Raw genomic sequence first — 26,320 nt, forward strand, 5'->3', positions numbered from 1 at the left:
AGGGCGGGAGGTGTGGTCCGCGGAGTGCGGCCGGCTTCGCCGCGCCGGGGCAGCAGGATCACCTTGCAGCGCCGTACTCGCCAGAGCGCTCGTTGATGGCCGAGTCGCCCCTCCCCGCTACGCGCGGGGAAGTGCCGCAGGTGCCGCTGAACCACGCGGAAGGGTGCGCTGACCTGCGAAAATACGGGCTTCTACGCGCAGGCACTTCGAGACCGGCAGCCGGCTTGCCTTGCCGCCACGCCCTCCGCCGTCGAGTCATCGGACGCCGGCCGCGCGATATTGACCACTATCACCGACGTATCGCCATGGGTGCCGGTGGCCTGACCCGCGCACACTGGGATGTATGCGCGGGAAGACCGTCGGCCAGGCGGCGGACCTCGAGGATGTGCTGGCCGAGGCCGTCGTTGAAGCCGTCCAGGGAACGAGAGCGTACGCGGGGAGCGTCTTCCTCCGTTCCCCCGACCGTCGGTCGATCGTGCTCGCGGCGACATGTGGAGTGCCGCCTTCCCTGCTGGGTGGCTGGCACCTCATCGCGGTGAACAGTCCCATCCCGGTCGCCGTGTCATACAAGTTCGGCCGCACGGTTCACCTTGCGAACGCGGATGAGACGATGCGGATGTATCCCCAGCTCGCGATGGCCCTGCCCTATGCCTTCGGCTCCTGCTCGGTGCCAGTACAGGCAGACGGGGAACGCTTCGGAGCGCTGGCGATCGTGTGGCCGGCATCGCCGGGAAACGAAGGGTTGTCCAAGGCCCAGCGCCGCCACCTGCGGAGCGTCGCCAGTCGGCTGGGTGACCGTTTGGCCGCACTCGGTGATCGTACCGGAGATCCCGTGGAGAGCGACCCGAGGGCGCCTCCCGTGGAGAGGCCGGCTCCCTCGGCAGCAGCCGTACGGGTGGGGTTGTTCGACTGGGACCTCGGCTCCGGCATCCTCAGCGTGGACGACGCGCTCTGCGCGATCTTCGGTCTCGACCCCGAGGCTTTCGACGGACGAGTCGAAACGCTTGCTTCGTGCCTGCACCCCGGTGACAGAGCAGCTTTCCGAGCCTGCGCCCGGGAGGCCGCAAGCGAGGGCCGGAGCACAGCGCAGCGGATGCGTGTGCGAGAACGCGACGGCGGCGGAGGCTATCGCACCGTCGAACTGTGGGGACGCGCACCGGCAGCCGACGACCCCCGCCGCGGCACACAACTGGTCGGTGCGATCGTGGATGCTCAGGCCGGCACCGCGGCCGTCGCAGCGGTCGAACGGCTACCGGACGGGCTGTTCGCCCTCGCCCCGGACGGGCGGGTCACCTATGTCAACCACAGCGCCCTGCGACTGCTGGACGTTTCCGCCGAGGAGGTACTGGGCCGCTTCCTCTGGGACGTACTGCCGTGGCTGTCCGACCCTGGCGTCGAATACCGGCACCGGTCCGCAATGATCTCGCAGACGCCGTCGTCGTTTTCGGCGAGCCGACCGTCCGACCAGTGGCTCGCCTTCTCCCTTCACCCACGGGCGGACGGGGTGACCTGCTGGGTGGTGCCCGCTTCCCATGCGCCATCGGCCGCTGCAGTGTCCACTTCCCCGGTTGGCGCGCTACCCGCCGCCGCACCGGCGCGTTTGGGTGTCATGTATCACGTCCTTCAGCTGGGCAGCGCGCTCACCGAGGCAGTCACCACTCGCCAAGTGTGCGAAGTCGTCTCCGACCAGCTCCTGCCGGCCTTCGGGGGCCAGCAGATGGCGATCCATGTGGTCCGCAACGGAACGATGCACCTGCTCCATCACACCGGCCGGCACGAAGAATTCCTCGACTGGCTGGAGGGTGTTCCGCTGCACGCCCGCCTCCCGGGAACGGAGACTCTGACGTCCGGTTCTCCGCTCTTCATCGAGTCACAGCAGGACCTCGCCCGGGGCTACCCGGGAATCCTCATGGGTCAGGTGAGCTCCTGGGCATATCTGCCGCTGATCGCCTCTGGCCGCCCGGTCGGCACCTGCGTCCTCGGCTTCGACGAGATCCATCACTTCACCGAGAAGGACCGCGGCGTCCTGACCGCACTCGCCGGGCTGATTGCCCAGGCCCTGGAACGAGCACGGCTCTACGACTCGGAGTTCGCCGTCGCGCACGGTCTGCAGCAGGCGCTCCTGCCGCACCGGCTGCCGACAATTCCCGGCATCCGCACCGTCGCACGCTATCTGCCCGCCACCAGCGGCATGGACATCGGTGGCGACTGGTACGACGTCATTCCCACCGACAGCGGGGCCCGCCTCGTCATCGGCGACGTAGAGGGGCACAGCATCGCTGCCGCAGCCACCATGGCCCAGTTGCGCAGCGCAGTAAGGGCCTTCGCCGCTGCCGGCCATACGCCCGGCGACATGATGGCCGGCGTCAACCGAACCCTGATCGACCTCGACTCCGACCTGCTGGCGAGCTGCTGCTACATCCACCTCGAGGCCCACGGCCGGCACGCCTACGCGGTCACCGCCGGCCACCCTCCTCCCCTGCTCCGCCGCCCCGACGGCACGACCGAGGCCCTTGACCTGGATGTCGGGCCGCTCCTGGGCGTGGATCACGCGAGCGCCTATACCGAAACGCGCGTCGCCCTCCCGCCGGGATCCGTTCTCGCCCTCTACACTGACGGTCTGGTGGAGGAACCCGGCACCGACATCGACGTGGGGATCGACCGCCTGCGAGCATCACTGGCCCACGCTCGTGCGGACTCGCTGGACGCACTCGCCGACCGGATCCTGCACGATGCCCGCCGCTCTGCCTACCGGGCCGACGACATCGCCCTGCTCCTCACCGAGCACGGTGTCGACCGCGGCCCGCATACACATCTCAAGGGGCCGTAGGGGGCCGCTACGACGACTCCGATCGGCGCTCTGATGAGGCCCCGTAGAAACCCCGTAGAGACCCCGTAGTGCTGATGCCGGCGGGGCTGGTCAGTCCACTGAGACGACGGACAGCGAGCCAGTCGTTGACCTGCGCGGTCGGCTGTTCGAGCGCTCATCGACTCCTCGGACACTGTGATCGACTCGTGCGGGTCCAGAGTGGTTCGGCCGGAACCCGGACGCGAGGTCGGACACGATCGAGACCCGCGGCGTGGCAGTCCCTCAGTGCTCAACGCCCGGCGTCACCCTGGTGCTGGGGGAGCGGAGAGGGCTGGGGTCCTTGGTCCCGGCCGCGTGTGTCTGCGGAGCTCCAGGACTGCTGGTGGAGTCGCTCGAAGCCGTCGAGGAGGAGGTCGAGGGCGAACTCGAACTCGAACTGGTCGTCGCAGCCGATGGCGGAGTCGGGGTCGTGGGCGCTGGCGGTGGCGATCTCGATGATGTGCGGATACCGCAGGGCGACGTCGCGGAACATGAGCTCGCGCAGTTCGGGGTCGGCGGGAGGCGGGGGCGTGGGGAACACCTCCTGGGTGAAGCCCCACATCCTGCTGCCGAGCGCGTGCATGACGTGGTGAGTGAGGTCGGCCGAGAGTCCGCCGCCGCGGAAGGTGCCGATGAGGGAGTTCATGTACTCCAGGACCACCGGTGAGGCTTGGCCCCTGGACTCGATCAGCTGCGGTGCCCAGGGGTGATGAAGCAGGGCGCGTCGTGCGGAGAGGATGCGTCGTCGGACTGCCTGCTTCCAGCTTGGATCCTCAGCGGGCGGGTCGATCTCGCCGATGACGATGTCGACCATCCCGTCGAGCAGCTCGTCCTTGTTCGCCACGTGCTTGTAGAGCGCCATCGGCACCACGCCGAGCTCCTGCGCGAGACGGCGCATGCTCACCGCTTCGATGCCGGCGCTGTCGGCGAGTGCGACTGCGGCGCGCAGGACGCGGTCCCGGTTGAGGCGGGTCCGGGCGGTGGGACGACTGGTCTCGGCAGCGGGGTCCGACTGCACCTGGGTGGGGCGTGGAGGTCGGTCACTTGACATGGCGTACAGCGTACACCTACGTTCAGCCCGCCAGGGTGTACGCCGTATACCAATGCTCGTCCGAGAGGCCGCCATGACATCCACCCGCACCACCGCCACCGCCGCCGGTGTTCTCTTCCTGGTCACACATGTCACGTCGGTTACGGCGCTGGCCCTGTACGGCCCGGTCCTCAGCAACAAGCACTTCATCACCGGCTCGGGCCCCGAGACGCCGGTCCTCCTCGGGGCCCTTCTCGAAGTGCTCCTCGCCCTGGCGATCGTCGGCACCGCGGTCGCGCTGTTCCCCGTCATCAAGCGCACGAACGAAGCAGTGGCACTCGGCTACGTCGGGCTGCGCACCCTGGAGGCCGCCGTCGTCGCCGTCGGCGTCGTGCCGCTCCTCGCCGTGACAACCCTGCGCCACGACGTCCCCACACAGTCCGGCACTGTTCCTCTCGGGGAGGCGATGGTCGCCCTCCACAACTGGATGTTCCTGGTGGGCCCGAGCCTGGTGTGCGGGACCAACACCGTGCTCCTGGCCTACCTGCTGCACCGGTCCCGGCTCGTGCCCCGTTTCATCGCCGCCCTGGGACTCATCGGTGGTCCGCTGGTCTTTGCCTCGGGAACCGCCCAGATGTTCGGCCTCATCGACCAGATCTCGGTCTGGGCCGCGCTCGCGGCCATCCCGGTGTTCGCCTGGGAGATCTGCCTCGCCCTCTTCATGCTCGTCAAGGGCTTCCGGACTCCGGCCGAGGCGCACGCCGCCCTGGTGCCCTCTGCGAGCACCCTTGAGCCGACGGTGTTGTAGGCGGGCCCGTGCGGTCGGCCCTGTCCCGGCGGCCGCACGGCGCGAGTTGGTACGCGGAGGGGGACGGTTCCGAAGGAGGGTGGCGCAGCCCCGTCGCGTTGACGGCCGTGGCGGCCTGTCAGGTGCGGCTCGGTGCCGGCTCCGGCTCCGGCAGATGCGCTGCCGCGCGGCGGGGGAGCAGCAGCGGGGTCGCCAGCAGGAGCACGCCGGCCAGGCCGATGGCCGTGCGCGGGCCGAGCAGGCCGCCCAGCCCGCCCCAGACGGCCGTCAGGAGCGCGGTCGAGGCCTTGGTCGTCACCGTCCAGGCAGTCAGCGTGCGGGCGACCCGGTCGGTCGCGGTGCGCTCGAGGCGGTAGGTGGTGTAGACGGGGTTGAAGACCCCGCAGCAGAAGGTGAGCCCGAGCTCGACGCCCATCACCAGCAGCAGCCCGCCGGTGCCCGCCCCCATGAAGGCCAGGCCGACGGGCCAGACCGCGCGCAGGGCCCCGGCCACGGACAGGACCTGGTGCTGTCCGAACCGGGTGACGAGCGGTCGGGCCAGCCGCGAACCGAGCAGCCCGCCGATCGAGGGCGCGGCGAAGGCAAGGCCGTACTGCCACGGCGCGAACCCGAGTCGGCCGAGCATCAGGACGGCCAGCAGCGGCTGGACGGCCATCACCAGGCCGTTGAACAAGGCGGTGTTGAAGAACAGCGGACGCAGCGTCGCGTCGGCGAGGATGTACCGCCAGCCGTCCAGCAGGTCCCCGGCCCGCATGCGCGCGGCCTCCCGGCGCTCGGGCAGCGGCTCGTGGCCGCCCGTCGCGCGGATGCCCAGGGCCGAGAGCAGGTAGCTGACCGCGTCGGCCACCACCGTCGCCACCGGACCGAGGAGCCCGATCGCCGCGCCGCCCAGCGGCGGTCCGATGATCGTGGTCGTCCAGGCCGTGGACTCGAACCGTGCGTTGGCGACGAGCAGGTCCTCGGCCGGCAGCAGCGTCTTCAGGTACGCGCCGGAGGCGGCGCGGAAGGTGATGTCGGCCGCCGCGACGACGACCGAGACCAGCAGGAGCTGGAGGAAGGTGAGCACGCCGAGTGCGAACGCGGCGGGGATCGTCAGCAGCGCCGCGAACCGCACCAGGTCCATCGCGATCAGCACCGGCCGCTTGCGGCGGAACTCCGCCCACGGGCCGAGCGGCACCGCCACGGCCGCGCCCACCGCAGCCCCCACGGAGGAGAGCGCGGCGACCTCGGCCGGTCCGGCGTGCAGGATCCGGATGGCGATCAGCGGGAACCCGCCGAAGGCGAGCCACGTGCCCAGCGCGCTGGTCCCGTACGCTGCCCAGAGCCACCCGAAGCGCCGCCCGAGCCGATGTCCGAGCAGACGTCCCAGCCGGTGCCCGCTCCTCATGCCCGCCGCCCCTCGCCACTCACCCGCACAACCGATCCGCGATCGGAAGCATCAAAGCGGGCACCATGCCCGGCGATCAAACAACCGCAGAGCCGCCCGGCCACAACCAACGGTTGTGCGCATACGATATCGACATGGACCTCGCCACCGTCCGGACCTTCGTCACCGCCGCCGACGCGGGGCAGTTCCAGGAGGCCGCCGCCGAGCTGGCGGTCACCCAGCAGGCCGTCTCCAAGCGCATCGCCACGCTGGAGCGCAACCTCGGCGTGCGGCTGTTCACCCGCACCGCGCGCGGCGCCGAGCTCACCATCGACGGACAGGCGTTCCTGCCCCACGCGCGCGAGCTGCTGCGCGTCGCCGAGCGCGCGGCCGCGTCCGTGCGCACCGGCCGCCGTCCGCTGCGCGTCGACGTGATCGCCTCGCGCGTCGCGCCGTCGGGCCTGATGCGCGGCTTCCACCGCGCACACCCCGAGATCGACCTCGACGTGGTGATGCTGTTCGACATCGAGACGGCCGTCGCCGCCATCCGGTCCGGTGCGATCGACGCGTCCTTCCGCGCCGTCGCCGTGCCCGGCCGGCCCCTGCCCGAGGGCATCGAGTCCGTCCGGGTGCTCGACGAGCCGCTCCAGCTCCTCACCGGCCCCGCCCACGCACTGGCGGGCGCCCGGTCGGTGTCCGTCGCTCAGCTCGCCGGGCACCGGATCTGGATGCCCGGCATCGTCCCCGGTACCGAATGGACCGCCTACTACGACGACCTCGTCGCCGAATTCGGCCTCACCATCGAGGCGACCGGCCCCAACTTCGGCTCCGACGCTCTCCTCGACACCATCGCCGACACCCCGGCCCTGGCCACCTTCATGGGCGCGGACACCCGCCTCGTCTGGCCCGCCGACCACGGCCTGCGCCGCATCCCGGTGACCGACCCGACGCCCGTCTACCCGCACTCGCTCCTCTGGCACCGCGACAACCCTCACCCCGCGCTGGCCACCCTCCGCGCCCACCTCGCCGCCACACCGGCCGGCCCCGACGCCGCCGGCACCTGGGCGCCAGGCTGGGTGATTCCGCGCTGAGCGCCGCCGCGGCGCCTTCGACCATCGTGGCCGGATCGACGGACGGTGACTCGGGGGGAGACAGACGTGGCCACAGGTTGCCTCCGACTGCCCCTCCGTACGCCTCATGTGCCTTGACGGTGATCAAGGCTGTGAACTGCCAACTCAGCACAGGAACCCCAGATAGGGAGCGCTCACCCAGCCCCAGCGATCACTGAACTTCGGAGCCCTTACAGCGCGCCTGTCGGTGGAGCAGGAAGTGCTGTGGTCGGCGTTCCTGCTCGACCGGGCGCGCCTGTGTGTGCAGAAGGTCCGTCGCTCTGCCACGGTCAACCGTGGCCCGACCACGGCCGGCCCCGGCGGGTCCGAGTCGGCGCGGGCTCGAGCGCGGGGCGAGGGAGGACATCGCGGATGGGCAGCCGGGCGGGGTCGCGATGATGCATGACGCGCCGACCACCAGCCGCTGGGGGCTGTAGGCGGCCAGCACGTATGTCAATCCCTTTGGCTGAGGGTGCGTCAGACCAAGGTTGTGATGCAGAACGGGTGGCCCGCCGGATCCAGGAGCACCCGCCAGCGGTCGGGCTGCGGCTGGAACTCGGGCTTGGCGGCGCCCAGGTCGAGAAGTCGCCTCTCAGCGATGTCCAGGTCGTCCACGCCCAGCTCGATGTGTGCCTGCTTCTCCTGGGCGGGCTCCGGCCAGGTGGGCGGGCGGTAGTCGGTCAGGCGGTTGAAGCCGAGACCCGTCGCTCCGTCCTTACCGAGCAGGACGAAGTCGTCGCTGGAGAAGAGGACTGACATGCCGAGCAACTCGCCATAGAAACCAGCCATTTCGGCGGGGTCGGCGCAGTCGAAGGTGACGGCGGCATAGCGGAACGCGGGTGCGGAAGCGGCGTTGGTGGTCATGAGGGGAACGCTATGCCGTGACCCGGACAGTTCCGGTCCTGGTTGCGGCGTGGTGTGGAAAACTCTTTCGAGTGATCAGCTCCTCCGCCCGCCTGCTACGGCTGCTCTCCCTCCTGTCCTCCCGGCCGTCGTGGACCTGCGCCGAACTGGCCGAGCGCATTCAGGTCACGGATCGAACGGTCCGGCGGGACATCGCCCGGCTCCGGGAGCTCGGCTACACCGTCGACTCCGAGGCCGGCCCATGGGGCGGATACCGCCTCCGCGCCGGCTCCCGGGTGCCACCGCTGATCCTTGACGACGAGGAGGCGCTGGCCGTGGCGGTCGGACTGCGCGAGGCGGCACTGAGCGACGCCGTGGGAGGGGACCAGGCCGCACTGTCCGCCCTGCTGAAGCTGCGCCAGGTGCTTCCTCGGCGGATCGCGGAACGGTTGGGTGAGCTGGACGACGCGTGTGTCAGCCTCCCTGCGGCCGACGGACCGCGGATCACGACGGGCCTGTTGCTTGAGCTGGCAGTTGCCTGCCGGCGGGGCGAGCGTGCCCGGTTGTCGTACGTCGATGCGGAGGGACGGGCCACGCTCCGGGACGTAGACCCGTACCGTCTCGTCCACACCGGCCGCCGCTGGTACTTCGTTGCGCGGGACGTGGCACGAGGCGAGTGGCGGACGTTCCGGGCCGACCGGGTCGACCGCCTCCAGCCCACCGGCCTGCCGGCGGACCTCACCGACCCGCCCGACCCGGCGCGGCTGGTCTCCCGCAACATCGCGAACGGCCCTTACCCCCTGTCCGCGACCATCCGTCTCCCACTCCCCATGGACGCGGCGCTACGGCTCGTCCCCGCAACGGTCGGCACCCATCGCTTCGACGGCCCGGACACGACCCTGGTCGACATAGGCGGCCCCGATCCGGACGGCCTCGCCCGCTACCTCCTCGGCCTGGGAACCCCGCTGCGCGTCCTCGCGCCGGAGTCGGTACGACAAGCACTGCTGCGCCGCACGCGGGAACTTCTCGAGGCCCATGGATGAGGGTGGGGACAGCGCACCGTGAGACCTGCCACGAGGACCGGTGCCCACAGCCCCCAGGACCGAGCTCGACGGCATCCGGCGGCCCACTCGCCGATGGCGCTGCCGTGCGAAACGGAATGCGGATGACATCTACCGGGACACCGGGCCGATCGCCGCGGTGGTCGTCGACTGCGTGGATCCACGGGCCATGGCCCGGTTCTGGGACGAGGCGATGGACTGGACCCTGCACGAGGTGACCGACGACCACGCGGTGTTGCGCAACGCCAAGGGTGTCGGCCCGTATCTCGAGTTCCTCCATACGCCCGACGTGAAGACCGTGCCAGACCGCATCCATCTTGACCTGCTGCCGTACCCCGGTGACGACAAAGCAGCGGAGGTGGCCCGGCTGCGAGCCCTCGGCGCCACCGACCTCGACCTCGGCCAGCGCGACGTCCCGTGGACGTGCCTGGCCGACCCGGAGGGCCACGAGTTCTGCGTCCTCGCCCCGTCCTGACGAGGCAGGTACGGGCGGAGCTCCACGGGCTCGGCCTCTGGTCAGGCGCTGTGCGCGGGCCCGCTCCTCCGAAACGGACGGAGCATCGAGCACGTCTTCTGCACCACCGTCTCGGCAGCAGCCGCCTGTCCGGCATCGGCGTCCGGGCTCAGGATCGCGTGTGGAGTTGCTGGAGGAACTGCTGGAAGGTGTGCACTTCGCTGCCGGTCAGAGGGGCGCCGTGGGCGAAGCCGACTGCCTGGAGATCCTGGGGGACGCGGGCCAGGCTGCCGGGTCACAGGTCGGGATCGGCGGCGAGTGCGGCGGGGCCGATGGCGAGTTCGCCGCGGTTGAAGGCTGCGTCGCCCATGAGGATGGTCCGGTTCGATTCGTGTAGCAGCACGATGTGGCCGGGTGAGTGGCCGGGAGTGTGGATGACGCGCAGCCCGTCGCTGTCTTCTACCACTTCTCCGTCGGTGACCGTGCCGTCGGCGGTGGTGGGGGTCCAGTGGAGTTTGGGCAGGTGGTCGATGAAGCGGCCGATGGCTCCGGATCGTCCTCGGGCCGGTACGCGTCCGGCTGCCAGCCAGGCACGGTCGGCGTCGTGGATGAGGATGTGCGCGCCGGTGTGGCGGCGGAGTTCGGCGGCGCCCTGTACATGGTCGGGATGGGCATGGGTGAGGATGACGCGGCGGATGCCGGAGGGCTTGCGGCCCAGGTCGGTGACCGTGTGGAGAAGCACCTCGGGGGCCTCGGCCCAGCCGACGTCGACGAGGGTGAGGCCGTCGTCGCCGTCGATGAGGAAGGCGTTGTCACGTTTGCTGGTGGCGATCCGGGTGACGCCCGGGGCGAGCTGGCTGTGCATGAGAGTTCCTTGAATCGTGAAGTGTGCAGTCAGTCCCTGAGGGCGGGAGAACGGTGCCGAGGCGGCGCCGATACCGCACCCGGCAGCGGCTCAGTGGCCGCGTGCGGGCTGGGCGGGTATGTATAGCCTTCGCGCGCGAGTTTGGGCAGGATGCCGCAGTTGGCGAGGACGTCGAGGACCAGGGGCGGGAGCGCGCCACCGGCGAGCAGGGTTCCGGTCGTGGTGTTCTCGGCCAGCCTTCGGCGAAGTCGAGGCGTGCGGTGTCGCCGTCGGTAAACGCTGTGGTGGCGCCGGGGACGGTGAGGGCGGCCAGGCCGTGGTTGATGCAGTGGCGCAGGAACAGGGAGTTGAACAGGGGGCCTGCGCCCAGGGTGCGGAAGATCGACAGGGTGCAGAACGGCAGGACGGCTGCCACCAGTCGGGAGAGAACACAGGTGCGGCCCAGGGCGGTGTTACGGACCTCGGTGGGGAACAGTTCGGCGCAGTACAGGAGCTTGGGTGCGCATGCATCGATCGCTGTGGTGGTCTCCTGAACGGCCCGACCGCGCCGATAGGGTCGGGGCGTGGACCGCAGCAGTACGCAGCCGGACGACGCGTTCGCCGGGCAAGTGCGGGGGGAGTTGTCGCCCCGGACGGCCCGGGTGCTGTGGTGGGGGTCGGCCGGTCTGGTGCTCGCCGTCCTGGGCACCGCGGTGCTCGTCGCGGGCGTGGAGCACGGCCGCCGACTGCCCGTGGCCGTGGTCCTGGTCCTCGCGCAGGCCTGTGCCCTGAGGTGGCAGGCGCGCGCGCCGGTCGCCGTGCTGGCCGCGGACGTGGTGACGGGGCTGGCGGTGTGGGTGTTGCTGCCCGCGGTGACCTTGACGGGGGCGCTGCTTGCGGCGCAGGTCACGTTGTGCGTGTTGTCGGCCACCGGACCGCGGCGGGTGTCGGTGCGGGCGCTCGCGGTGATGTGCCTGCCGGCACCGCTGGCGTTCGGCGCGGCCGGCCCGGCGGGCCTGACGGTCTATCTGCTGGCGGTGGTCCTGGCATGGACCGCGGGGCAGTGGCGCAGGGCGCAGCAGGAGCGCACGAGCGCGGAGTTGCGCCGGGCCGTGGTGGATGAGCGTGCGCGGATTGCGCGCGAGGTGCACGACGTCGTGGCGCACACCTTGTCCGTGATGGTCATTCAGGCGGGCGCCGCGGACGATGTGTTCACCCAGCGGCCCGAACAGGCCCGTCAGGCGCTGCGGGCCATTGAGACGGGCGCCCGCTCGGCGCTGGCTGAACTGCGCCTGCTGTTGCGTGCGTTCCGGCCCGATGCGGGCGAGGACGGGGCGGGGCAGGACGGAGTGGGGGAGCAGCGGGAGCCAGGGCCCACGCTCGCGCGCCTGGACGAGCTGGCCGACACCGTGCGCGCCACCGGGATGACCGTGCATGTGCACCGCGAGGGCGCCACCGACTGTTTGCCGGCCACGGTGGACCTGGCGGCGTACCGGATCATCCAGGAGGCTCTCACCAACACGCTGCGCCACGCGGCCGGCGCCGACGAGGTGAGCGTGTGCGTGACGACCGAAGGAGAGTGCGTGAAGGTCACGGTGGTCGACAACGGACGTAGGGCGCAAAGCCTTTCGGCTGCGGCTGCGGCGGGAGCGGGACGCGGTCTGATGGGAATGAAGGAGCGTGCACGGCTCGTGGGCGGCAGCCTGCACGCCGGTCCGCTGCCGGCAGGTGGGTTCGAGGTGGCGGCGCGGCTGCCGGTGGAGCGTGCGACATGACGCTGCGCGTGGTGGTGGCTGACGACCAGGCCCTGGTGCGTACCGGATTCCGCATGATCATCGACGCTCGGGACGACCTCGAGGTTGTCGGTGAGGCGTCCGACGGCCAGGAGGCGGTGCGGCTGACACGGGAGCTGGCGCCCGACGTGGTGCTGATGGACGTACGCATGCCCGTCGTGGACGGCATCGCGGCGACCCGCCAGATCGTGGAGGGCGGCAGTGGGGCCCGGGTGCTCGTGCTGACCACCTGGGACGTCGACGCGCACGTGGTCGCCGCGCTGCGGGCCGGGGCGAGCGGCTTCCTGCTGAAGGACATGCGTCCCGCTGAACTCGTCGACGCGATCCGCCTCACCGCGCGCGGCGACGCGCTGTTGGCGCCGACCGTGCTCGGCCGCGTCCTCGACCGGTTCCTGCGCACCACGCCCGACCCGGCGCCGCCGCCCTCCCTGCAGGACCTCTCCGGCCGCGAGCGGGAGGTGCTCACCCTGATCGGGCAGGCGCTGTCGAACGCGGAGATCGCCGAGCGGCTGCGCTTGTCGGAGGCCACCGTGAAGAACCATGTCACCGCGGTACTGCGCAAACTGGGCCTGCGCGACCGCGTCCAGGCCGTCGTCGCCGCCTACGACCACGGCCTCGTGCGGCCGCGCCGCCCCTGACCCCGCCGCGTCCTCCTCAAGGAGGAGGCCGGGCCCCACTCCTCCCGCGTTCCCAGTGCCGATCCGTTCCCACGGCGGATCCGTGGGTGAGGTGGCCGGCCATAGCGTCGAAGTGTGATCGACGACCTGCCCTGCCTCATGTATCTGCTCGCCCACGACGACGCGGCCGAAGGCCCCTACGACCGTTCCCGCACCCAGCTGCTGGTCCGTGCCGCCGCCCTGATCGACCTCGCGTTGCGCGGCCGGCTGGGGGAGGACGGCCGCGGCACCGTCACCGCGTCCAGCACACAACCGACAGGCGACCCCGTCCTGGACGGCGTTCTGCGCGACGCCGCCGCCGGACACGGCTGGAAGCACCTCGTGCGCCGCCACCGCAAGCGGACCCTGACCCAGGTGGAGGACCGGCTCGCCTCAGCGGGCGTGCTCACCGTGAGGGCACCCCGCACCCGCTTCGGCACACGGCGGCTGACCGTGACGGACGGCGCCGTGCCCGCCGCACTGCGCGCCCGCGTGTCCGCGGCGCTGCACGGAGACGGCCCCGTTCAGGAGATCCCCGCCGCCGACGCCGCGCTGCTGGCGTTGGCCGCGGCGGGGGGCGTCCGCTCGCTCGTGTCACGGCAGGACCAGAAGACGTTCCGGACCCGTATCGACGCCTGCACGGGGCGTCTCGCCACCCTCGCGCCCGGCCTGGAGAAAGCCGTACGCGCTCTGCCGATGACCATGATCGCCGCGCAGGGCGGCATGGGCGGCAGCTGACCGGATGGGGAGATGATGAGCATGCAGCGTGTCCTGACCACCCTGGGTTGCGCCCTGGCCACCGTGCTGGCGACGGCCTGGTCCGCAGCGCCACCAGCGGAGTCCGCCCGGCCCGCCGCCACCACAACGGTACGCACCCACGACGGCCCGGTGCGGGGCGCCGCCCACGACGGCTACCGCACCTTCGAGGGCATCCCCTACGCCGCGCCTCCGGTCGGCAGGCTGCGCTGGGCGCCGCCCCGCCGCGCGGCCCCCTGGTCCGAGGTACGGGACGCGACGCGGCCCGCAAGCGCCTGCCCGCAGCCGGCCGGCGAGGTGCCCGGAGGCAGCACCGACGAGGACTGTCTCCACCTGAACGTCACGACGCCCGACGGCACGGGACCGGCACGCCCCCGGCCGGTGATCGTCTGGCTGCACGGCGGCGGCTTCACCACCGGAGCGGGCAGCTCCTACGACGCCCATCGCATGGTCACCCGCGGCGACGTCGTGGTCGTCACCGTCGACTACCGCCTCGGGGCCCTCGGTTTCCTCGCCCACAGCGGGCTGCCCGACTCCGGCGCCTTCGGCCTGGCCGACCAGCAGGCGGCGCTGCGCTGGGTCCGTGCCGAGATCGGTGCCTTCGGCGGCGACGCGCACAACGTGACGCTGGCCGGCGAGTCGGCGGGCGGGTACAGCGTCTGCGCCCAGCTCGCCTCACCCGCCGCCGCGGGGCTCTTCGAGCGGGCGATCATCGAGAGCGGGCCGTGCACAGGCCGCCCCGGCCGGCCGTTCGCCCCGTCCTCCGTCCCCCTGTCCACGGCGCGCGCCGCGGGCGCGGACCTCGCGGCAAAGGTTGGTTGCAGGTCCACCCGCAATGTGGTGGCCTGCCTGCGGCGCGTGGACGTCTCCCGTCTGCTCGCGGCCCAGGACACCGACCAACGGCCCGCTCACGCCACCCCGTTGCTGCCCAGCGACCCCGCAGCGGCGATCGCCGCCGGCCACTTCCCCCACGTCCCCGTCCTCATCGGCAACAACCACGACGAGGGCAACGGCTGGGCCGCCGGGATCATTCAGGCCGGCCATCCCGTCACTCCCGACACCTGGCCCGACGTCGTGGCCGCCTTCTTCCCCTCCCCGGGGCAGGCGAAGGCGATCGTCCGCGAGTACCCGGTGCACCGCACCGACGGCGGCCCGGTGTTCGGCGCGGTCATCGGCGACGCCAACTTCGCCTGCCCGACGACGCGCACCGACAGCCTGCTCGCCGCCCACGTGCCCCTCTGGCGCTACGAGTTCGCCGACGAGCACGCCCCGCCGCTCACCCCGGGCACGCCACCGTTCCCACTCGGCGCACCGCACGCGAGCGAACTGCCCTACCTCTTCGACCTGGGCGGCCGCCCCCGGGACCTGACCGCGGCACAGCACCGGCTGGCCGACACCATGATCGACTACTGGACCCGCTTCGCCCGCACCGCCGACCCGAACGGCCCGTCGCTGCCGCACTGGTCCCGGCAGACGGTGCTCTCCCTGGCGCCGGACGACATCGTCCCCACGCGCACGGTGCAGACCCGCCACCACTGCGCGTTCTGGAACACCCTCGGCTGATCACAGAAACGACCGCCGTGAGGATCCGCGGGGGCAGCCGGCTCGATGGCGCCCCAACGGGGCACAACCACGTCAGCGTCGAGGAGTGCCGAGAACGGCAGGAGCCACGTCACCGGCAACGAACCGACGAGAAACCCACTACACGGACCCCGGGGAGACACCCATGAACGAAACCCTCGCCAGGCGCCTGACGGGCCTTACCGGCATCGCCACCGCGGCCGCCTTCATCGTCGAAGTACCCCTGTACTTCATCTACTCCGGCCCGCCGCCGGACTCGAACGTCCTGGCCAGGCTACTGATCGGAATTCTTGGGCCGGCGTTCCTGACCGTGTTCGTGACGGTCTTCCGTGAACTGGTCAAAGGGGCGGACCCCGTCTACGAATGGGTCGGCACGATGGCCTTCGCCACCGGACTGGTCTACGCGACGATCACCCTGGTCTCCAGCGGGCTGGAAGCCGGCGCGGTCATCGCCGCCGACCACCCGATCGACCCGACCATCACGGTCAGCGGCACCTACATCCTCTACGGGGCGATCGGCCGCCTCATGCTCGCGCTTTTCCTGACCGCCGTGGGCTACGGAATCTCCCGTACGAAGTCGCTGCCGCGCTGGGCCGGCCGCTCTGCCTTCGTCCTGGCAGGGGTCAACCTGGTCTTCGTGCCGTCCCTGTTCTTCGGCAATGCCCCCACGCACTTCTACGCGGCGAACGGCTGGGGCACTACCGCCCTGATGGGCGCCTTCTTCAGCTACTGGATGCTCGCCCTGGGTATCTCCACCTACCGCAGCGCCACACGACGTGCGCCCGCCGGCTCACCGGCTCCGCAGCACTGACGCCGCCTGCGCATGAGATGGTCGCGGTGCCCTGGATGGGGGACCTTCGCAGGCGCGGCCCGTGAGGAAGCCGGGCGGGACAGCGTCGGCTTGAGCCGGGTCCGTCAAACGAACGGTGTACCAGGGCGGTTGGGTTACTGGCGGCCCGCTGAGAGCCGGCCGTCGAAGGTGATGTCGAAGGCGTTGAGCGCCGTCTTCCAGCGCATGGTCCAACGGGACTGGCCCTTAACGGTGGGGTCGAGCGACATGATGGCCATGTAGACGCTCTTCAACGCGGTGACTCGAGCTCAACCGGAGGACGGGAGCGGGGCCAGCCTTCGATTGCTGTTGCGCTTCTTCGAGCGACGGCACCCCGGAGCACCTCCCCGCACTCGGTGGGGCGGGCGTCACCGAACTCGTCGTCGGCGCACGCCCGGCCGCACCCCACGCGGCGGCCACCTGGGCCGGCGGAACTCGCCCGGACCTGGATTCGCCCGGAGTAATTGACCGGGCCGGCAGGGGCACCAGCCGATGTTCCACAACGTCAAGCTGGGTGACGTGGCCCAAAAGGTGCGCTCCGAAGGGTTCGGGCCGACCGGACCATCAGTGGTCCTCTCGGTATGGGGCGGGCAGGCGACGGGGGAGTGCGCTTGCCCGCCCCGGGGAAATGACCCGCACAGGCGGGGGAGCGTGCAGTGCAAAGCCGTGATCACGGCTCACCGGTTACAGCGCACCAGGCGCCGCAACCGACGGCCGCCGGCCGTAGGGGGTCTCTCCAGCCAACGACGACATGGTGCACCGGCGACCAAAGGCGTTCCTCAACGGTGCGCGCCCGTTGCGTCCGGCAGCTCCGGGCCCAGCCGTTGAAGCGCAGACCACCTTGGGCGAGTACGTCGCGAAGTTGTCCAGCCGGTGGCGTGGGCATGCAGTAGTGCTGCTCTACCCGCCTGCTGCGGTAGACGGTCCCGACGCCTGTGCCGGGCACCGTTGGCGAGACGGGGCTCGCGCCGCTGCCCGGGCCGTGCAGCGGCGCGACGACATGCCCGTCCGTCGGCTATCGGTCCGTCCCGAAGTAGCGGTCTCCGAAGTCGCCGATGCCGGGCACCATGTAGGCGTTCTCGTTCAGCCTCTCCTCGATCGCGGAGGTCACGATCCGCACCCCGGGGAAGCGCTCGCACACCGCCGTGATGCCTTCCGGCACGGTGATGAAGTTGACGAAGACGATGTGCTCCTCGGGGACGCCCAGTTCGAGCAGCAGCTCGATGGCGGCCACCGCCGTGCCGCCGGTCGCCAGCATCGGGTCGAGCAGGAGGACGTGGCGGTCGGCGACGTCGTCGGGGAGCGCCTGGTAGGACAGGTGCGGCCGCTTGGTCGTCTTGTTCCGCTGAATGAGGATCTTGCCGATCCTGATCCCCGGGATCACCGCGCGCAGTTCGCTCTCCATGCTCTCCCCGGCACGCACGATGGGCACTGCGAGCAGCCCGTCGGCGAAGCGCAGCCCGTGGTACGTACTGCCGACGGGAGTCTGGACGTCGTACGGCTCGAAGGGCAGGAGGTCGAGGGCGGCCTCGGTGAGGAGGCGGATGATCCGGCCGGCGTGGAAGACGAAGTCCTGACGGCTGGCGTCACGGTTGCGGATGACGGTGTGCAGCGCGCGCAGCTGGTTCGTCTGGGGCAACAGGTGGACGTTGCGGCCGAGGTACTGCTCGATGGAGGCGACGGGTGCGGGGCCGGTCCACGCGGTCACATCGGTGGTCTGCTGGAGTGCGGTGGTCATCTCTGGTCCTTGCGTGGGGAGGCGGTCAGTCGGCCGGCGGCTGCTCGAAGGTGGGCGGAAGCTCGGGTGTCGCGGTGAACTGGCCCGCGGCGACCCGGTAGATCGACCTGCCGCCCGTGCGATGCCACAGCTCGCGCATCACGTGGACGAGCTTGGGGTTGTGCTCTTCCTCCTCCTCGACGGCCCTGGCGATGTGCCAGTCCCATTCGCGGGCCCAGCGGGGGTCGCAGGGGTCGTCCGTCGCGGTGTCGAAGAGGGCGTCGAGCGCGGTCAGCTTTCCGGGACGGGAGAAGTGGCCGCGGGAGAACAGCACCCCCAGGATGCCGGTCCAGTAGGCCCTGACCACGTCGGGGCGCTGTCCGGTGGGGAGGGCGTCGGAGATGGCCCGCATCGCGTGCAGTGCGGTGATGAGGTGCAGGAGGAGGAAGTCCCCCGGTTCCGCCAGGTACAGCAGGGTGACCAGGTAGGCGAGCTGGTCCCAACTGGCGGCGGGGTCCTGTCCCTCGATCCAGCCGGGGGTGTCGTGGATGAGCGGGTGGCCCTCGCCGAGCATTCGGGCGATCCGGTACTGGAGTCCGGACCTGAGCAACTCGGGGTGGATGCCGGCCGAGGTCTCGCCGACCAGGTCCTCCACCCAGGCCCCGAGCTGCGGCTGGTTCGCCTCCCAGTGGCCGGCGATGCGCAGCAGCGAGTCCTTCGGTTCTTCCGCGCCGTGTGCGCCGGAGGGGACTGAGCGCTCGGGATGGCAGCTCACATAGGAGAAGGCCAGGTAGGAGATGCCCTCGATGGCCATCCAGCGGTGGCCCGCGGCCAGTGCCCAGCCCAGGTGGATGGTCGCGTGCTGGAGCGCTCCGGCCCAGCCGGGGAGCAGGTGCGGAAGGTAGCGGCGCAGCAGTTCGGGCATCCCGAGTTCCCGCTCGCGCCGGTCGAAGAACTCACAGTAGGCGGCCCAGTCCTGGCGCTTGCCGACAAGTTCGAGCCAGTTGTCGTCGTCGAGGGTCCGGCCGGGCGGCCTGGCCGGTTCGACCGCGCAGCCGTACGGCGTCATCCTGATGTAGTTGTCGTGGTAGTCCTTGATCCGCTCTGGCGCGACGCCGAGGCCGGCGAGCGCGACCACGGCGTGTTTGACGTGGTTGGTCAGATGACCGTTGAACTCGATGTGGTACGTACGGTCGTCCAGCAGTCCGTCGACCACGCCGGTGTCGCGCAGTGCGGCGAGGATGTACGCCACGACCTCGGGGAACGTCTCGGCCACGTGCGACGGCCGGGCGGACGCGAGTTCCGCCCTCCCGTGCACTCCGTAGGTGACCGCGATCGCCCCGGTCCCGGCGGCGTGCGCCATCTTCAGGTCGTGGGTGGTGTCGCCGACCATCACGGCGTGCTCGGGGCGGGCGCCGAGCTGTTCGAGGATGCGCAGCCCCGACTCGGGGTGCGGCTTGGGGTGGGTGACGTCGTCCGCGCCGATCAGCACGGCGAAGTGGTCACGCAGTTCGGCCGCGGTGAGCAGGGCGTCGGCGCTGGCGTGGAACTTGCTCGTGGCCACCGCCAACGTCACGCCGCGACGCCGCAGTTCGGCGAGTCCCTCGGCGACGCCGGGGAAGACCAGTGAGCGGGCGCGGGGCAGGATGACGGTGCGGAATGCCTCCTGGTAGCGCGCGACGCCGTCGGCGATGCGGGGGTCGTCCTGCGGGACGCCCAGCAGCTTGGCGAACGCCTGCTCCAGTGGCAGACCGATGGTGGCCCGGACGTCCGCCTCGTTCCGCGGGCTCTCACCGAGGGCCTCGAAGGCGGCGGCGAAGGTCTCGACGATCGCCCGCGGGGAGTCGACGAGCGTCCCGTCCAGGTCGAACATCGCCACGTGTGTCACGGCTGCCTCTTTTCTTTCCGTTTCCCTGGTGGCGCTCACTGTGTCTCCTCGCGTCGGAGCCGGGCGTGGGCGGCGGCGAGCCGGCCGCCGACCTCGGCGGTGTTGATGAGGACGGCCATGTTGGCCGTGGCGGAGCGGCCCTCGGTGGCGCGGTCCACGGCGCGCATGACGTACTTCGTCACGGCACCGCCCCGCACCCCGTCGGCCTCGGCACCGCGCAGCGCCGCGGCGATGGCCTCCTCGATGTCGTCCCCGTCGATCGCGTCCTCCTCCCGGGTGGGGCTGGTGATGAGGACACCGCCGGAGTTGCCCAGGGCCCAGTGGGTGTCCACGGCCCTGGCGATCTGTGTCTCGTCGTCCAGCCGGTGCGGGGCGCTGAGCCCGCTGGAACGGCAGTAGAAGGCCGGGAAGTCGTCGAAGCCGTAGGAGATGACCGGAACGCAGTGGGTCTCCAGGAACTCCATGGTCAGGCGGAGGTCGAGGATCTTCTTCGCGCCGGCGCAGACCACCGCCACCTTGGAGCGGGTGAACTGGATCAGATCCGAGGAGATGTCCATGGTGGTCTCGGCGCCGCGGTGGACGCCGCCGATGCCGGCGGAGGAGAAGAAGGTGATGCCGGCGAGTTCCGCCGCCACCAGCGAGGAGGCGACGGTGCTGGCGCCCATGCCGCCGGAAGCGAGCACGGCCGGCAGGTCCCTGCTGCTGACCTTGGGGATGCCGGGGGTGGAGGCGAAGCGCTCGATGTCCGTGCCGGTCATCCCGATCAGGATCCGGCCGCCGTCGATGCCGATGGTGGCGGGCACCGCACCGCCGGCTCTCACGGCTTCCTCCACCTTGCGGGCGGTCGCCGCGTTGTCCGGGTAGGCGAGTCCGTGGGTGATGACGTTCGACTCCAGGGCCACCACCGGGTCGCCGTCGGCGAGGGCCGCGGCCACCTCCTCCGTGAAGACCAGCGGGACGGAATGCGGGCCGGGTGTGCGTGTCGTCATGGGTTTCCTTCCAGGAACCGGGGTGCGGCGGTCAGTAGTTGGGCGTCTTGCGGAGCAGGTCCTGACGGCGGACGATCTCGGGCTCGTAGACCTGCTCGTGCCAGGCCTCCTGCTCGACCGGTTCGATGGCGATGGAGACGACGTCCTCCTTGCAGCCGAAGGCGTTGCTCACCGCCGAGGTCAGTGCGGCGAGGAGTTCCTCCTCCTGCGCCTCGCTGAGGGCGACGGGGAAGTGCTTGATGTTGATGTGGGGCACTCCGGCCTCCTGGGAGATGACGCGGGACAGGGCGACCTGGCCCGGAAGCGGGAAACCGGCAGCCGTGCGCAGCCGGTCGTTGACCAGCGCGGCGAGTTCGGTGACGTGCGGCGCGCGCAGCAGTTCGTAGTGGCCGGACGGCAGTTGGTGCACAGCGGGCGGCCGGACGGAGAAGGCGCCCTGGCGCTCGACGAAGGAGTAGTCGTCGTCGTTGGCCTTGACGAGCGTCACGGGGGCGTTCAGGCGTCGCCCGGCCAGCTCGTGGAACTCGTACGCCGGGGAGTAGGTGCGCTTGACCATGCCGGTGACGGCCTGGACCAGCTCCGTGCCGAGGCCGGGCAAGCGGCTGGTGACGAAGTCGACGAAGCTGTCCTCGTCGGTGACGGTGCGCAGGCAGTCGTCCAGTTGCGGGCCGCTGAGGGTTCCGGCGAAGACGGAGTGGAGGAGGGCGACGAAGGCCCGGTCGGCGAAGTCCGCCCGGCCCGTCGAGCCGGCCGTGTCCTCCTCGCGCAGGCGCGGCATGCCCGGGGCGATGAGGAAGAGGTGTTCCACCCGCAGGCCGGCCTGCTCCATCTGTCGGGCCGCCTCGAAGGCGACCCGGGCGCCGAACGAATAGCCGCACAGGATGTAGGGACCTTCGGGCTGGACGCTGAGGATGGCCTCGACGTCCGCCATCGCCATCTCGCGGACCGTGGTCCAAGGGTCCTCGCCACGGTTGATGCCGTGCGCCTGGATGCCGTGGACGGGCCGGTCCTTGCCCAGGGCGGCGGCCAGCGGGCGCAGGTTCATGGGGTAGCCGCCGAGGCCGGGCCAGCAGTGGATCGGCGTGCCGGTGCCCTCCGGCTGGAGCGGGACGAGCCGGGTCAGGGGCTCTGACGACTCGGCGTCGAGCCGGGCGGCGAGCTTCTCGACGGTGGGCGCGTCGAACAGCACCTGGAGAGGAAGCGTTCCTTCGAACGCCTTGTTCATCCGGTTGACGAGCGTCACGGCGAGCAGGGAGTTGCCGCCCAGCTCGAAGAAGTCGTCCGTGACGGAGATCTGCTCCTGCTTGAGGACGGTCTGCCACAGATCGCGCAGGCGGCGCTCGGAACGGGTGCGAGGTGCGACGAACATCCTTGGGGCCAGGGAGAGTTCGCCTTGCTGTGAGGCCTCCAGGGCCTTGCTGTCGATCTTCCCGTTGGCGGTCAGGGGCAGCCTGTCCAGGACGATGATCCGGTTGGGCAGCATGTAACGGGGCAGTAGTCCGGCGAGGTCCTCCTTGATCAGCTCGGCCGGTCCCTGCATGTGGACCACGTCCTCCTTCATGTCCTCGCCGCGCAGCTGCTCGTCGCTGACGCGCCCGCCGACGAAGAAGTACGACGGTCCCGTGGGCAGTCCGCAGTCGGTGAGGATCCTGTTCAGCCGCTTGGCCGCGGGCAGGTCGTTGCCGGTCCTGGAGCTGTAGCCGGAGGACATGAAGCCGAGGTTCAGGCCGTTCATCTGCAGGCGCTGCAGCTTGCTGCCCAGGTCGAGGTAGTGCCGCCAGGAGTCAGGGCCGGTGGCGACGAGGCTGATGCCGAGGCCCGCCCCTTCGTAGACCCGCTGGTTGATGGCGATGACGTGCTTCTTGAGCACCAGGTCGTCCGAGATACGGACCAGGGAGGCGTCGGCGTACCGGTACTGACCGGCCCGCAGTCCGTCGACCCGCCCCGCGTGCGCCTGGACATAGATGTCCAACGCGCCGGCGCTCGCTGTCGCGTCGTGGGGTACGAGATCGAACGTGCCCAGGTAGTGGTCTTCCGCGGCGCAGTCGAGCCGGTGCAGGACCGCGGGCCGGTACTCGGCGGCGGTGATGCCGAGGCCGTAGGAGGGGAGCACCTCCTCGAACAGGCCGACCATGTGCCCGGCCTCGATCTCCAGGACCTCCCGGATGTTGTTGCGGTAGACCGGCTCGATCGCGCTGTGCTTGCCGAGAAAGTGGATCCTCGCCCGCGGGGCGGACTGCCGCGGGGTGGGGCCGATCAGCACCAGGTGGTGGTGGAGTGGGTGGTAGTAGTACAGGCCCGGGTCGATGCCCGCGATGCCGTCGAGTTCGAGGTACAGCTGGGCGGCGTACAGGGAACCGGGCGAGGCATAGGCGTACTTGGGCAGCAGCCGCTGGTCGCTGAGGTACTGGCCGAAGTTGCGGAGGATCCCGCCGAGTTCGGCCCGGCTCAGGCTCTCCGGGGTGCGCGGGGCCACGCCCGGCCGGGCGGCCGGGGCCAGCAGGCGCAGGATGTCGTCCCGGTTCACCTGGCCGCCCTCGTAGCAGCGGTACGTCTTGCGGGCGAAGGCCAGGGCCCGCTGCTCCGGCGTGGCCTCGGCGCCGGGGAGTACGGTCACCGTGCGGCCGGCCAGGTCCGCGGCGTCGCGGCAGCCCGCGTGCGACAGCTGGGCCCTGACCTGGAGCCTGCTGCGCTTGGACTGGTGGTGTGCGCCGTGGTTGCCCTGGTCCATCAGGGCGGCTTCCTTGGGGTTCAGCTCCACGAAGGCGACCAGGTTCTGGAAGCCCGTGGCTTCGTCGTCCCTGAGCAGGACGGCCGAGCCGCGGACCCAGTCGTGCGTCTCGATCGCCTGGCGTATCTCGTCCAGCTCGACCCGGTAGCCGCGCAGCTTGACCTGGTTGTCCGTCCGCCCGACGAACTGCGTCGTCCCGTCGGCGTTGAGGTGGGCGAGGTCGCCGGTCCGGTACAGGCGGGCGCCGGGGGCGGGTGAGAAGGTGTCCTGCACGAACCTCTCGGCCGTGAGGTCGGGGCGGCCGAGGTAACCGCGGGCCACCTGGATGCCGCCGATGTGCAGTTCGCCGACCTCGCCGACCGCCGCCGGACGGCCGGTCGCGTCCAGGACGTGGAAGGTGGTGCCGCTGACCGGCGTGCCGATCGGCATGACCCGGGGGCCGTCCTGCACCGCGGTACGGTCCACGACGAAGGCGGAGGCGTTGATGGTGCACTCGGTCGGCCCGTAGAGGTTGACGAGCGAGCAGTCCGGCACGGTGTCGAGGAACTGGGCGGCGAGGCTGCGGGACAGCGCCTCGCCGCCGCTGAACACCTGGCGCAGCGAGCCGCACTCGGCGAGTGTCTCGGTGTCGAGGAGTGCCTGCAGGAGCGTGGGGACGCACTGGAGGGTGGTCACACCGTGTCGTTGGACGGTGGCCACGATCGCCTCGGGGTCCCGGTAGATTCCAGGGGCGCCCATCACCACGGTGCTGCCGCAGGCGGGGGCGAGGATCTCCCACTGGGCGGCGTCGAAACTCAAGGGGGTCTTCTGGAGGATCGTTTTTCCGCCGTCGATTCCACAGGCTTCGGACAGCCAGCGCATCTGGCTGACGATGCTGCGGTGCTCGATCATCACGCCCTTCGGCTTCCCGGTGCTGCCGGACGTGTAGATGACGTACGCGAGATCTTCCGAACGGGCGGCTTCGCAGGAATCCAACCCTGCTGAGGACGTCCCCTCGCCAATGTTCTCCGCCGAATGGAAAACATCCGAACTGACGACCCGAACACCGGTCGGCGATATTTCTTGGAGGCGGGAACGCAATAACTCCTGAGTAAGGACGACTTCCACCCCTGCGTCCGCCATCATGTACGCGATCCGCTCCTCGGGGTATTCCGGGGAGAGCGGGACGTACGAACCGCCGGCCCAGAGGATTCCCCAGACGTTCGTCATCAGCTCCAGCGAGGGCTCCATGAACACGCCGACACGGCTGCCTCTGGTCACTCCGGCGTGCCTGAGGCGGGCTCCCAGAAGCCGTCCTTGGTCCAGCAGTTGGGCGAACGTCAGGCTCTGGTCCTCGTGGACCACGGCGGTCCGGTGTGGTGCGGCACTCGCCTGTTCGGCGAGCAGCGTCGTCAGGCTGGAATTACCGTGTGGGCTGTGGGCAATCGCGTGGGGGATCAATGGACCTCTCTTTTCCGCAGTAGCGGCATTTCCCAGGAATTCGCGCACTCATGGTGCCCTGAGGTAATCACTGATGGAAGACTAGGCGAGATTTTCCGGCCAGGTCAACCAATTCTGTGCGCGTTTGCGGAAGTTGATCCCGACTTCTTCGGGAATTCACTTGGCGGGCGCGGCCGGTAATTCCGGGCATGGCGAAGTCAATTCGCGGCCGCTGTGCGGCGGGGCCGGGAAGTGAACAAGAGAACAATGATGTGGGCCGCCCTTGATCGGGGGCGAGCCGGTGTGAAAATCGCCGTGTCGACGAGAGTTGCTCAGCCGATCTGGCGGTTGCGGCCCGCGAGCAGGCCGGCTCCGATCTGCGCCAGGGTCATTACCAGGATGAAGGCCAGAGGCGCACGCCAGCCGCCCGTGTGGCCGTAGAGCACGCCGACGATGAGGGGGCCGGGGATCGAGAGCAGGTAGCCGAAGCTCTGTACGAACCCGGAGAGCCGGACGACGGTGGCGCTGTCGCGGCCGCGCATGCTGATCATCGTCAGGGCCAGCGGGAAGGAACAGTTGGCCACGCCGAGCAGGAACGCCCACAGCCAGGGCGTGGTGGAGGCGGAGACCCACAACCCCGCGAATCCCGCAAGGCCGCACAGGCCGATTCCCGCCGCGATCCCGCTCTGGTTGCGCAGCTTTCCGGCCGCGGCCGACAGGGCGAAGGACAGCGGTACGCCGAGGAGCGAGGTGCCGGAGAACAACAGACCGGCACTTTCCGCGGACAGTCCGGCATCGCGGAACATCTGTGGCAACCAGCCGATGATGACGTAGGCGGAACTCGCCTGCAGCCCGAAGTACGCGGTGAGCGCCCAGGCGGTGGGGTCGCGGGAGATCCGGCTTCGTGGGTGTGTCTGCGGTTGGCCTCCGTCGTCCGCTGCGCCTGCCGCCGCCCGCCCCTGGTGGCGGGCGGCGGCGAGCCAGGGCGGAACGGCGATCGCCGCCAGGATGGCCCAGATCCCCAGGCCGTACCGCCAGTCGCCGCCGAACGCCTCGGTCAGGGGCACGGTGACGGCGGCAGCGGTCGAGGCGCCGACGTTCAGCGCCATGGAGTACAGCCCCGTCACCGCGCCCACCCGGTCGGGGAAGCGATGCTTGACGACGGCCGGGAGCAGCACGTTCGCGATGGCGATGCCGGCCAGTGACAGGGCGGTCAGTGCCACGAACAGGGCGGCGTCGGTGGCGAACGGACGCATCGCGAGCCCAGCCGTCAGCAACGTGGCACCGGCCGCGATCGCACCACTCGCGCCGTACCGCCGGGCGAGGGCGGGAGCCATGGAGCCGACCAGGGCGAAGCACACGGCCGGGATGGACGTCAGCAGTCCGGCCACCGTGCCGCTCATGGCAAGGCCGTCACGGACCTCTTCGAGGACGGGCCCGAGGCTGGTGACGCCCGGGCGCAGGTTCAGGGCCGCGATCACGAGTGCCACGAGCGTCAGTCTGCGCAGCCGTGGCGAGCGGTCGGGGGGCCCCGCCCGAGCGGTGCGTAAGACGGTGTTGTTGAGCTCTTCCTTCGTCACACCGCCGATCATAGACTC

General features: G+C 70.5%; 18 protein-coding genes and 2 pseudogenes. 10 read left to right on the forward strand and 10 right to left on the reverse strand.

What is annotated here, in order from left to right; all coding sequences use genetic code 11:
* Positions 1-343 precede the first annotated feature (343 nt).
* Positions 344-2,830: a SpoIIE family protein phosphatase gene (locus ACFZDC_RS25160; protein ID WP_391327276.1), complete on the forward strand. Its 2,487-nt coding sequence runs from the start codon at positions 344-346 to the stop codon at positions 2,828-2,830.
* A 268-nt stretch (positions 2,831-3,098) separates the two neighbouring features.
* On the opposite strand, the gene ACFZDC_RS25165 is transcribed toward ACFZDC_RS25160, so the two are convergent.
* The gene (locus ACFZDC_RS25165; protein WP_391327278.1) at positions 3,099-3,899 is read right to left on the reverse strand and encodes a TetR/AcrR family transcriptional regulator C-terminal domain-containing protein; all 801 of its coding nucleotides are present in this window, start codon (positions 3,897-3,899) and stop codon (positions 3,099-3,101) included.
* Between the two features lie 73 nt (positions 3,900-3,972).
* Between ACFZDC_RS25165 and ACFZDC_RS25170 the strand changes: the two genes are divergently transcribed.
* Positions 3,973-4,686 carry a DUF4386 family protein gene (locus tag ACFZDC_RS25170; RefSeq protein ID WP_391327279.1) on the forward strand — a complete coding sequence of 238 codons (714 nt, stop codon included), beginning with the start codon at positions 3,973-3,975 and terminating at the stop codon, positions 4,684-4,686.
* 118 nt (positions 4,687-4,804) lie between these two features.
* On the opposite strand, the gene ACFZDC_RS25175 is transcribed toward ACFZDC_RS25170, so the two are convergent.
* A complete protein-coding gene (locus tag ACFZDC_RS25175; RefSeq protein ID WP_391327281.1) occupies positions 4,805-6,073 on the reverse strand; it encodes an MFS transporter in 1,269 nt (422 codons plus the stop codon).
* A 134-nt stretch (positions 6,074-6,207) separates the two neighbouring features.
* Between ACFZDC_RS25175 and ACFZDC_RS25180 the strand changes: the two genes are divergently transcribed.
* Positions 6,208-7,143, forward strand: a complete 936-nt coding sequence (locus ACFZDC_RS25180) for a LysR family transcriptional regulator (protein ID WP_391327283.1) — start codon at positions 6,208-6,210, stop codon at positions 7,141-7,143.
* 495 nt (positions 7,144-7,638) lie between these two features.
* On the opposite strand, the gene ACFZDC_RS25185 is transcribed toward ACFZDC_RS25180, so the two are convergent.
* Positions 7,639-8,025 (reverse strand): VOC family protein, encoded by a 387-nt coding sequence (locus tag ACFZDC_RS25185; protein WP_391327285.1) that lies wholly within the window; start codon positions 8,023-8,025, stop codon positions 7,639-7,641.
* A gap of 71 nt (positions 8,026-8,096) precedes the next feature.
* Between ACFZDC_RS25185 and ACFZDC_RS25190 the strand changes: the two genes are divergently transcribed.
* Both ACFZDC_RS25190 and ACFZDC_RS25195 read left to right on the forward strand, forming a co-directional pair.
* On the forward strand, positions 8,097-9,047 hold the full coding sequence (locus ACFZDC_RS25190; RefSeq protein ID WP_391327287.1) for a WYL domain-containing protein: 951 nt from the start codon (positions 8,097-8,099) through the stop codon (positions 9,045-9,047).
* A 124-nt stretch (positions 9,048-9,171) separates the two neighbouring features.
* Positions 9,172-9,540: pseudogene (locus ACFZDC_RS25195) on the forward strand (VOC family protein); the annotation flags it as partial.
* Between the two features lie 274 nt (positions 9,541-9,814).
* Here ACFZDC_RS25195 and ACFZDC_RS25200 read toward each other — a convergent pair.
* Complete coding sequence (locus ACFZDC_RS25200; protein ID WP_391327289.1) at positions 9,815-10,384, reverse strand: MBL fold metallo-hydrolase; 570 nt, start codon at positions 10,382-10,384, stop codon at positions 9,815-9,817.
* Between the two features lie 563 nt (positions 10,385-10,947).
* Here ACFZDC_RS25200 and ACFZDC_RS25205 point away from each other — a divergent pair.
* The 5 genes from ACFZDC_RS25205 (at position 10,948) to ACFZDC_RS25225 (ending at position 15,960) form a co-directional block, all read left to right on the forward strand.
* The gene (locus ACFZDC_RS25205) at positions 10,948-12,138 is read left to right on the forward strand and encodes a histidine kinase (protein ID WP_391327291.1); all 1,191 of its coding nucleotides are present in this window, start codon (positions 10,948-10,950) and stop codon (positions 12,136-12,138) included.
* Entirely contained in the window at positions 12,135-12,794 is a 660-nt protein-coding gene (locus ACFZDC_RS25210; RefSeq protein ID WP_391327293.1) for a response regulator, read from the forward strand. The genes ACFZDC_RS25205 and ACFZDC_RS25210 overlap by 4 nt, the downstream gene beginning before the upstream one ends.
* A gap of 114 nt (positions 12,795-12,908) precedes the next feature.
* The gene (locus ACFZDC_RS25215) at positions 12,909-13,550 is read left to right on the forward strand and encodes a GPP34 family phosphoprotein (protein ID WP_391327295.1); all 642 of its coding nucleotides are present in this window, start codon (positions 12,909-12,911) and stop codon (positions 13,548-13,550) included.
* A gap of 15 nt (positions 13,551-13,565) precedes the next feature.
* Positions 13,566-15,131 carry a carboxylesterase family protein gene (locus ACFZDC_RS25220; protein ID WP_391327297.1) on the forward strand — a complete coding sequence of 522 codons (1,566 nt, stop codon included), beginning with the start codon at positions 13,566-13,568 and terminating at the stop codon, positions 15,129-15,131.
* 163 nt (positions 15,132-15,294) lie between these two features.
* A complete protein-coding gene (locus ACFZDC_RS25225) occupies positions 15,295-15,960 on the forward strand; it encodes a hypothetical protein (RefSeq protein ID WP_391327299.1) in 666 nt (221 codons plus the stop codon).
* Between the two features lie 134 nt (positions 15,961-16,094).
* Here the strand turns inward: ACFZDC_RS25225 and ACFZDC_RS25230 are convergent.
* From ACFZDC_RS25230 to ACFZDC_RS25255, 6 genes and pseudogenes are all read right to left on the reverse strand, one after another.
* Positions 16,095-16,238 (reverse strand): annotated as a pseudogene (locus tag ACFZDC_RS25230) (IS256 family transposase); the annotation flags it as partial.
* Between the two features lie 755 nt (positions 16,239-16,993).
* A complete protein-coding gene (gene upp / locus ACFZDC_RS25235; RefSeq protein WP_391327301.1) occupies positions 16,994-17,716 on the reverse strand; it encodes a uracil phosphoribosyltransferase in 723 nt (240 codons plus the stop codon).
* 25 nt (positions 17,717-17,741) lie between these two features.
* Positions 17,742-19,583 (reverse strand): HAD-IA family hydrolase, encoded by a 1,842-nt coding sequence (locus ACFZDC_RS25240; protein WP_391327303.1) that lies wholly within the window; start codon positions 19,581-19,583, stop codon positions 17,742-17,744.
* A 35-nt stretch (positions 19,584-19,618) separates the two neighbouring features.
* A complete protein-coding gene (locus ACFZDC_RS25245; RefSeq protein WP_391327304.1) occupies positions 19,619-20,572 on the reverse strand; it encodes a pseudouridine-5'-phosphate glycosidase in 954 nt (317 codons plus the stop codon).
* Between the two features lie 31 nt (positions 20,573-20,603).
* On the reverse strand, positions 20,604-24,743 hold the full coding sequence (locus tag ACFZDC_RS25250; protein ID WP_391327306.1) for an amino acid adenylation domain-containing protein: 4,140 nt from the start codon (positions 24,741-24,743) through the stop codon (positions 20,604-20,606).
* A 311-nt stretch (positions 24,744-25,054) separates the two neighbouring features.
* Positions 25,055-26,314 carry an MFS transporter gene (locus ACFZDC_RS25255; RefSeq protein WP_391327308.1) on the reverse strand — a complete coding sequence of 420 codons (1,260 nt, stop codon included), beginning with the start codon at positions 26,312-26,314 and terminating at the stop codon, positions 25,055-25,057.
* Positions 26,315-26,320 lie beyond the last annotated feature (6 nt).

Source organism: Streptomyces sp. NPDC007905, from assembly GCF_042959345.1.
GTDB lineage: Bacteria > Actinomycetota > Actinomycetes > Streptomycetales > Streptomycetaceae > Streptomyces.

What these genes read in the sequence shown, in the direction of transcription:
- ACFZDC_RS25160 (WP_391327276.1), top strand. Translation starts at nt 344, where the DNA reads ATGCGCGGGAAGACCGTCGGCCAGGCGGCGGACCTCGAGGATGTGCTG.
- ACFZDC_RS25165 (WP_391327278.1), bottom strand. Translation starts at nt 3,899, where the DNA reads ATGTCAAGTGACCGACCTCCACGCCCCACCCAGGTGCAGTCGGACCCC.
- ACFZDC_RS25170 (WP_391327279.1), top strand. Translation starts at nt 3,973, where the DNA reads ATGACATCCACCCGCACCACCGCCACCGCCGCCGGTGTTCTCTTCCTG.
- ACFZDC_RS25175 (WP_391327281.1), bottom strand. Translation starts at nt 6,073, where the DNA reads ATGAGGAGCGGGCACCGGCTGGGACGTCTGCTCGGACATCGGCTCGGG.
- ACFZDC_RS25180 (WP_391327283.1), top strand. Translation starts at nt 6,208, where the DNA reads ATGGACCTCGCCACCGTCCGGACCTTCGTCACCGCCGCCGACGCGGGG.
- ACFZDC_RS25185 (WP_391327285.1), bottom strand. Translation starts at nt 8,025, where the DNA reads ATGACCACCAACGCCGCTTCCGCACCCGCGTTCCGCTATGCCGCCGTC.
- ACFZDC_RS25200 (WP_391327289.1), bottom strand. Translation starts at nt 10,384, where the DNA reads ATGCACAGCCAGCTCGCCCCGGGCGTCACCCGGATCGCCACCAGCAAA.
- ACFZDC_RS25210 (WP_391327293.1), top strand. Translation starts at nt 12,135, where the DNA reads ATGACGCTGCGCGTGGTGGTGGCTGACGACCAGGCCCTGGTGCGTACC.
- ACFZDC_RS25220 (WP_391327297.1), top strand. Translation starts at nt 13,566, where the DNA reads ATGAGCATGCAGCGTGTCCTGACCACCCTGGGTTGCGCCCTGGCCACC.
- ACFZDC_RS25225 (WP_391327299.1), top strand. Translation starts at nt 15,295, where the DNA reads ATGAACGAAACCCTCGCCAGGCGCCTGACGGGCCTTACCGGCATCGCC.
- upp (WP_391327301.1), bottom strand. Translation starts at nt 17,716, where the DNA reads ATGACCACCGCACTCCAGCAGACCACCGATGTGACCGCGTGGACCGGC.
- ACFZDC_RS25245 (WP_391327304.1), bottom strand. Translation starts at nt 20,572, where the DNA reads ATGACGACACGCACACCCGGCCCGCATTCCGTCCCGCTGGTCTTCACG.
- ACFZDC_RS25255 (WP_391327308.1), bottom strand. Translation starts at nt 26,314, where the DNA reads ATGATCGGCGGTGTGACGAAGGAAGAGCTCAACAACACCGTCTTACGC.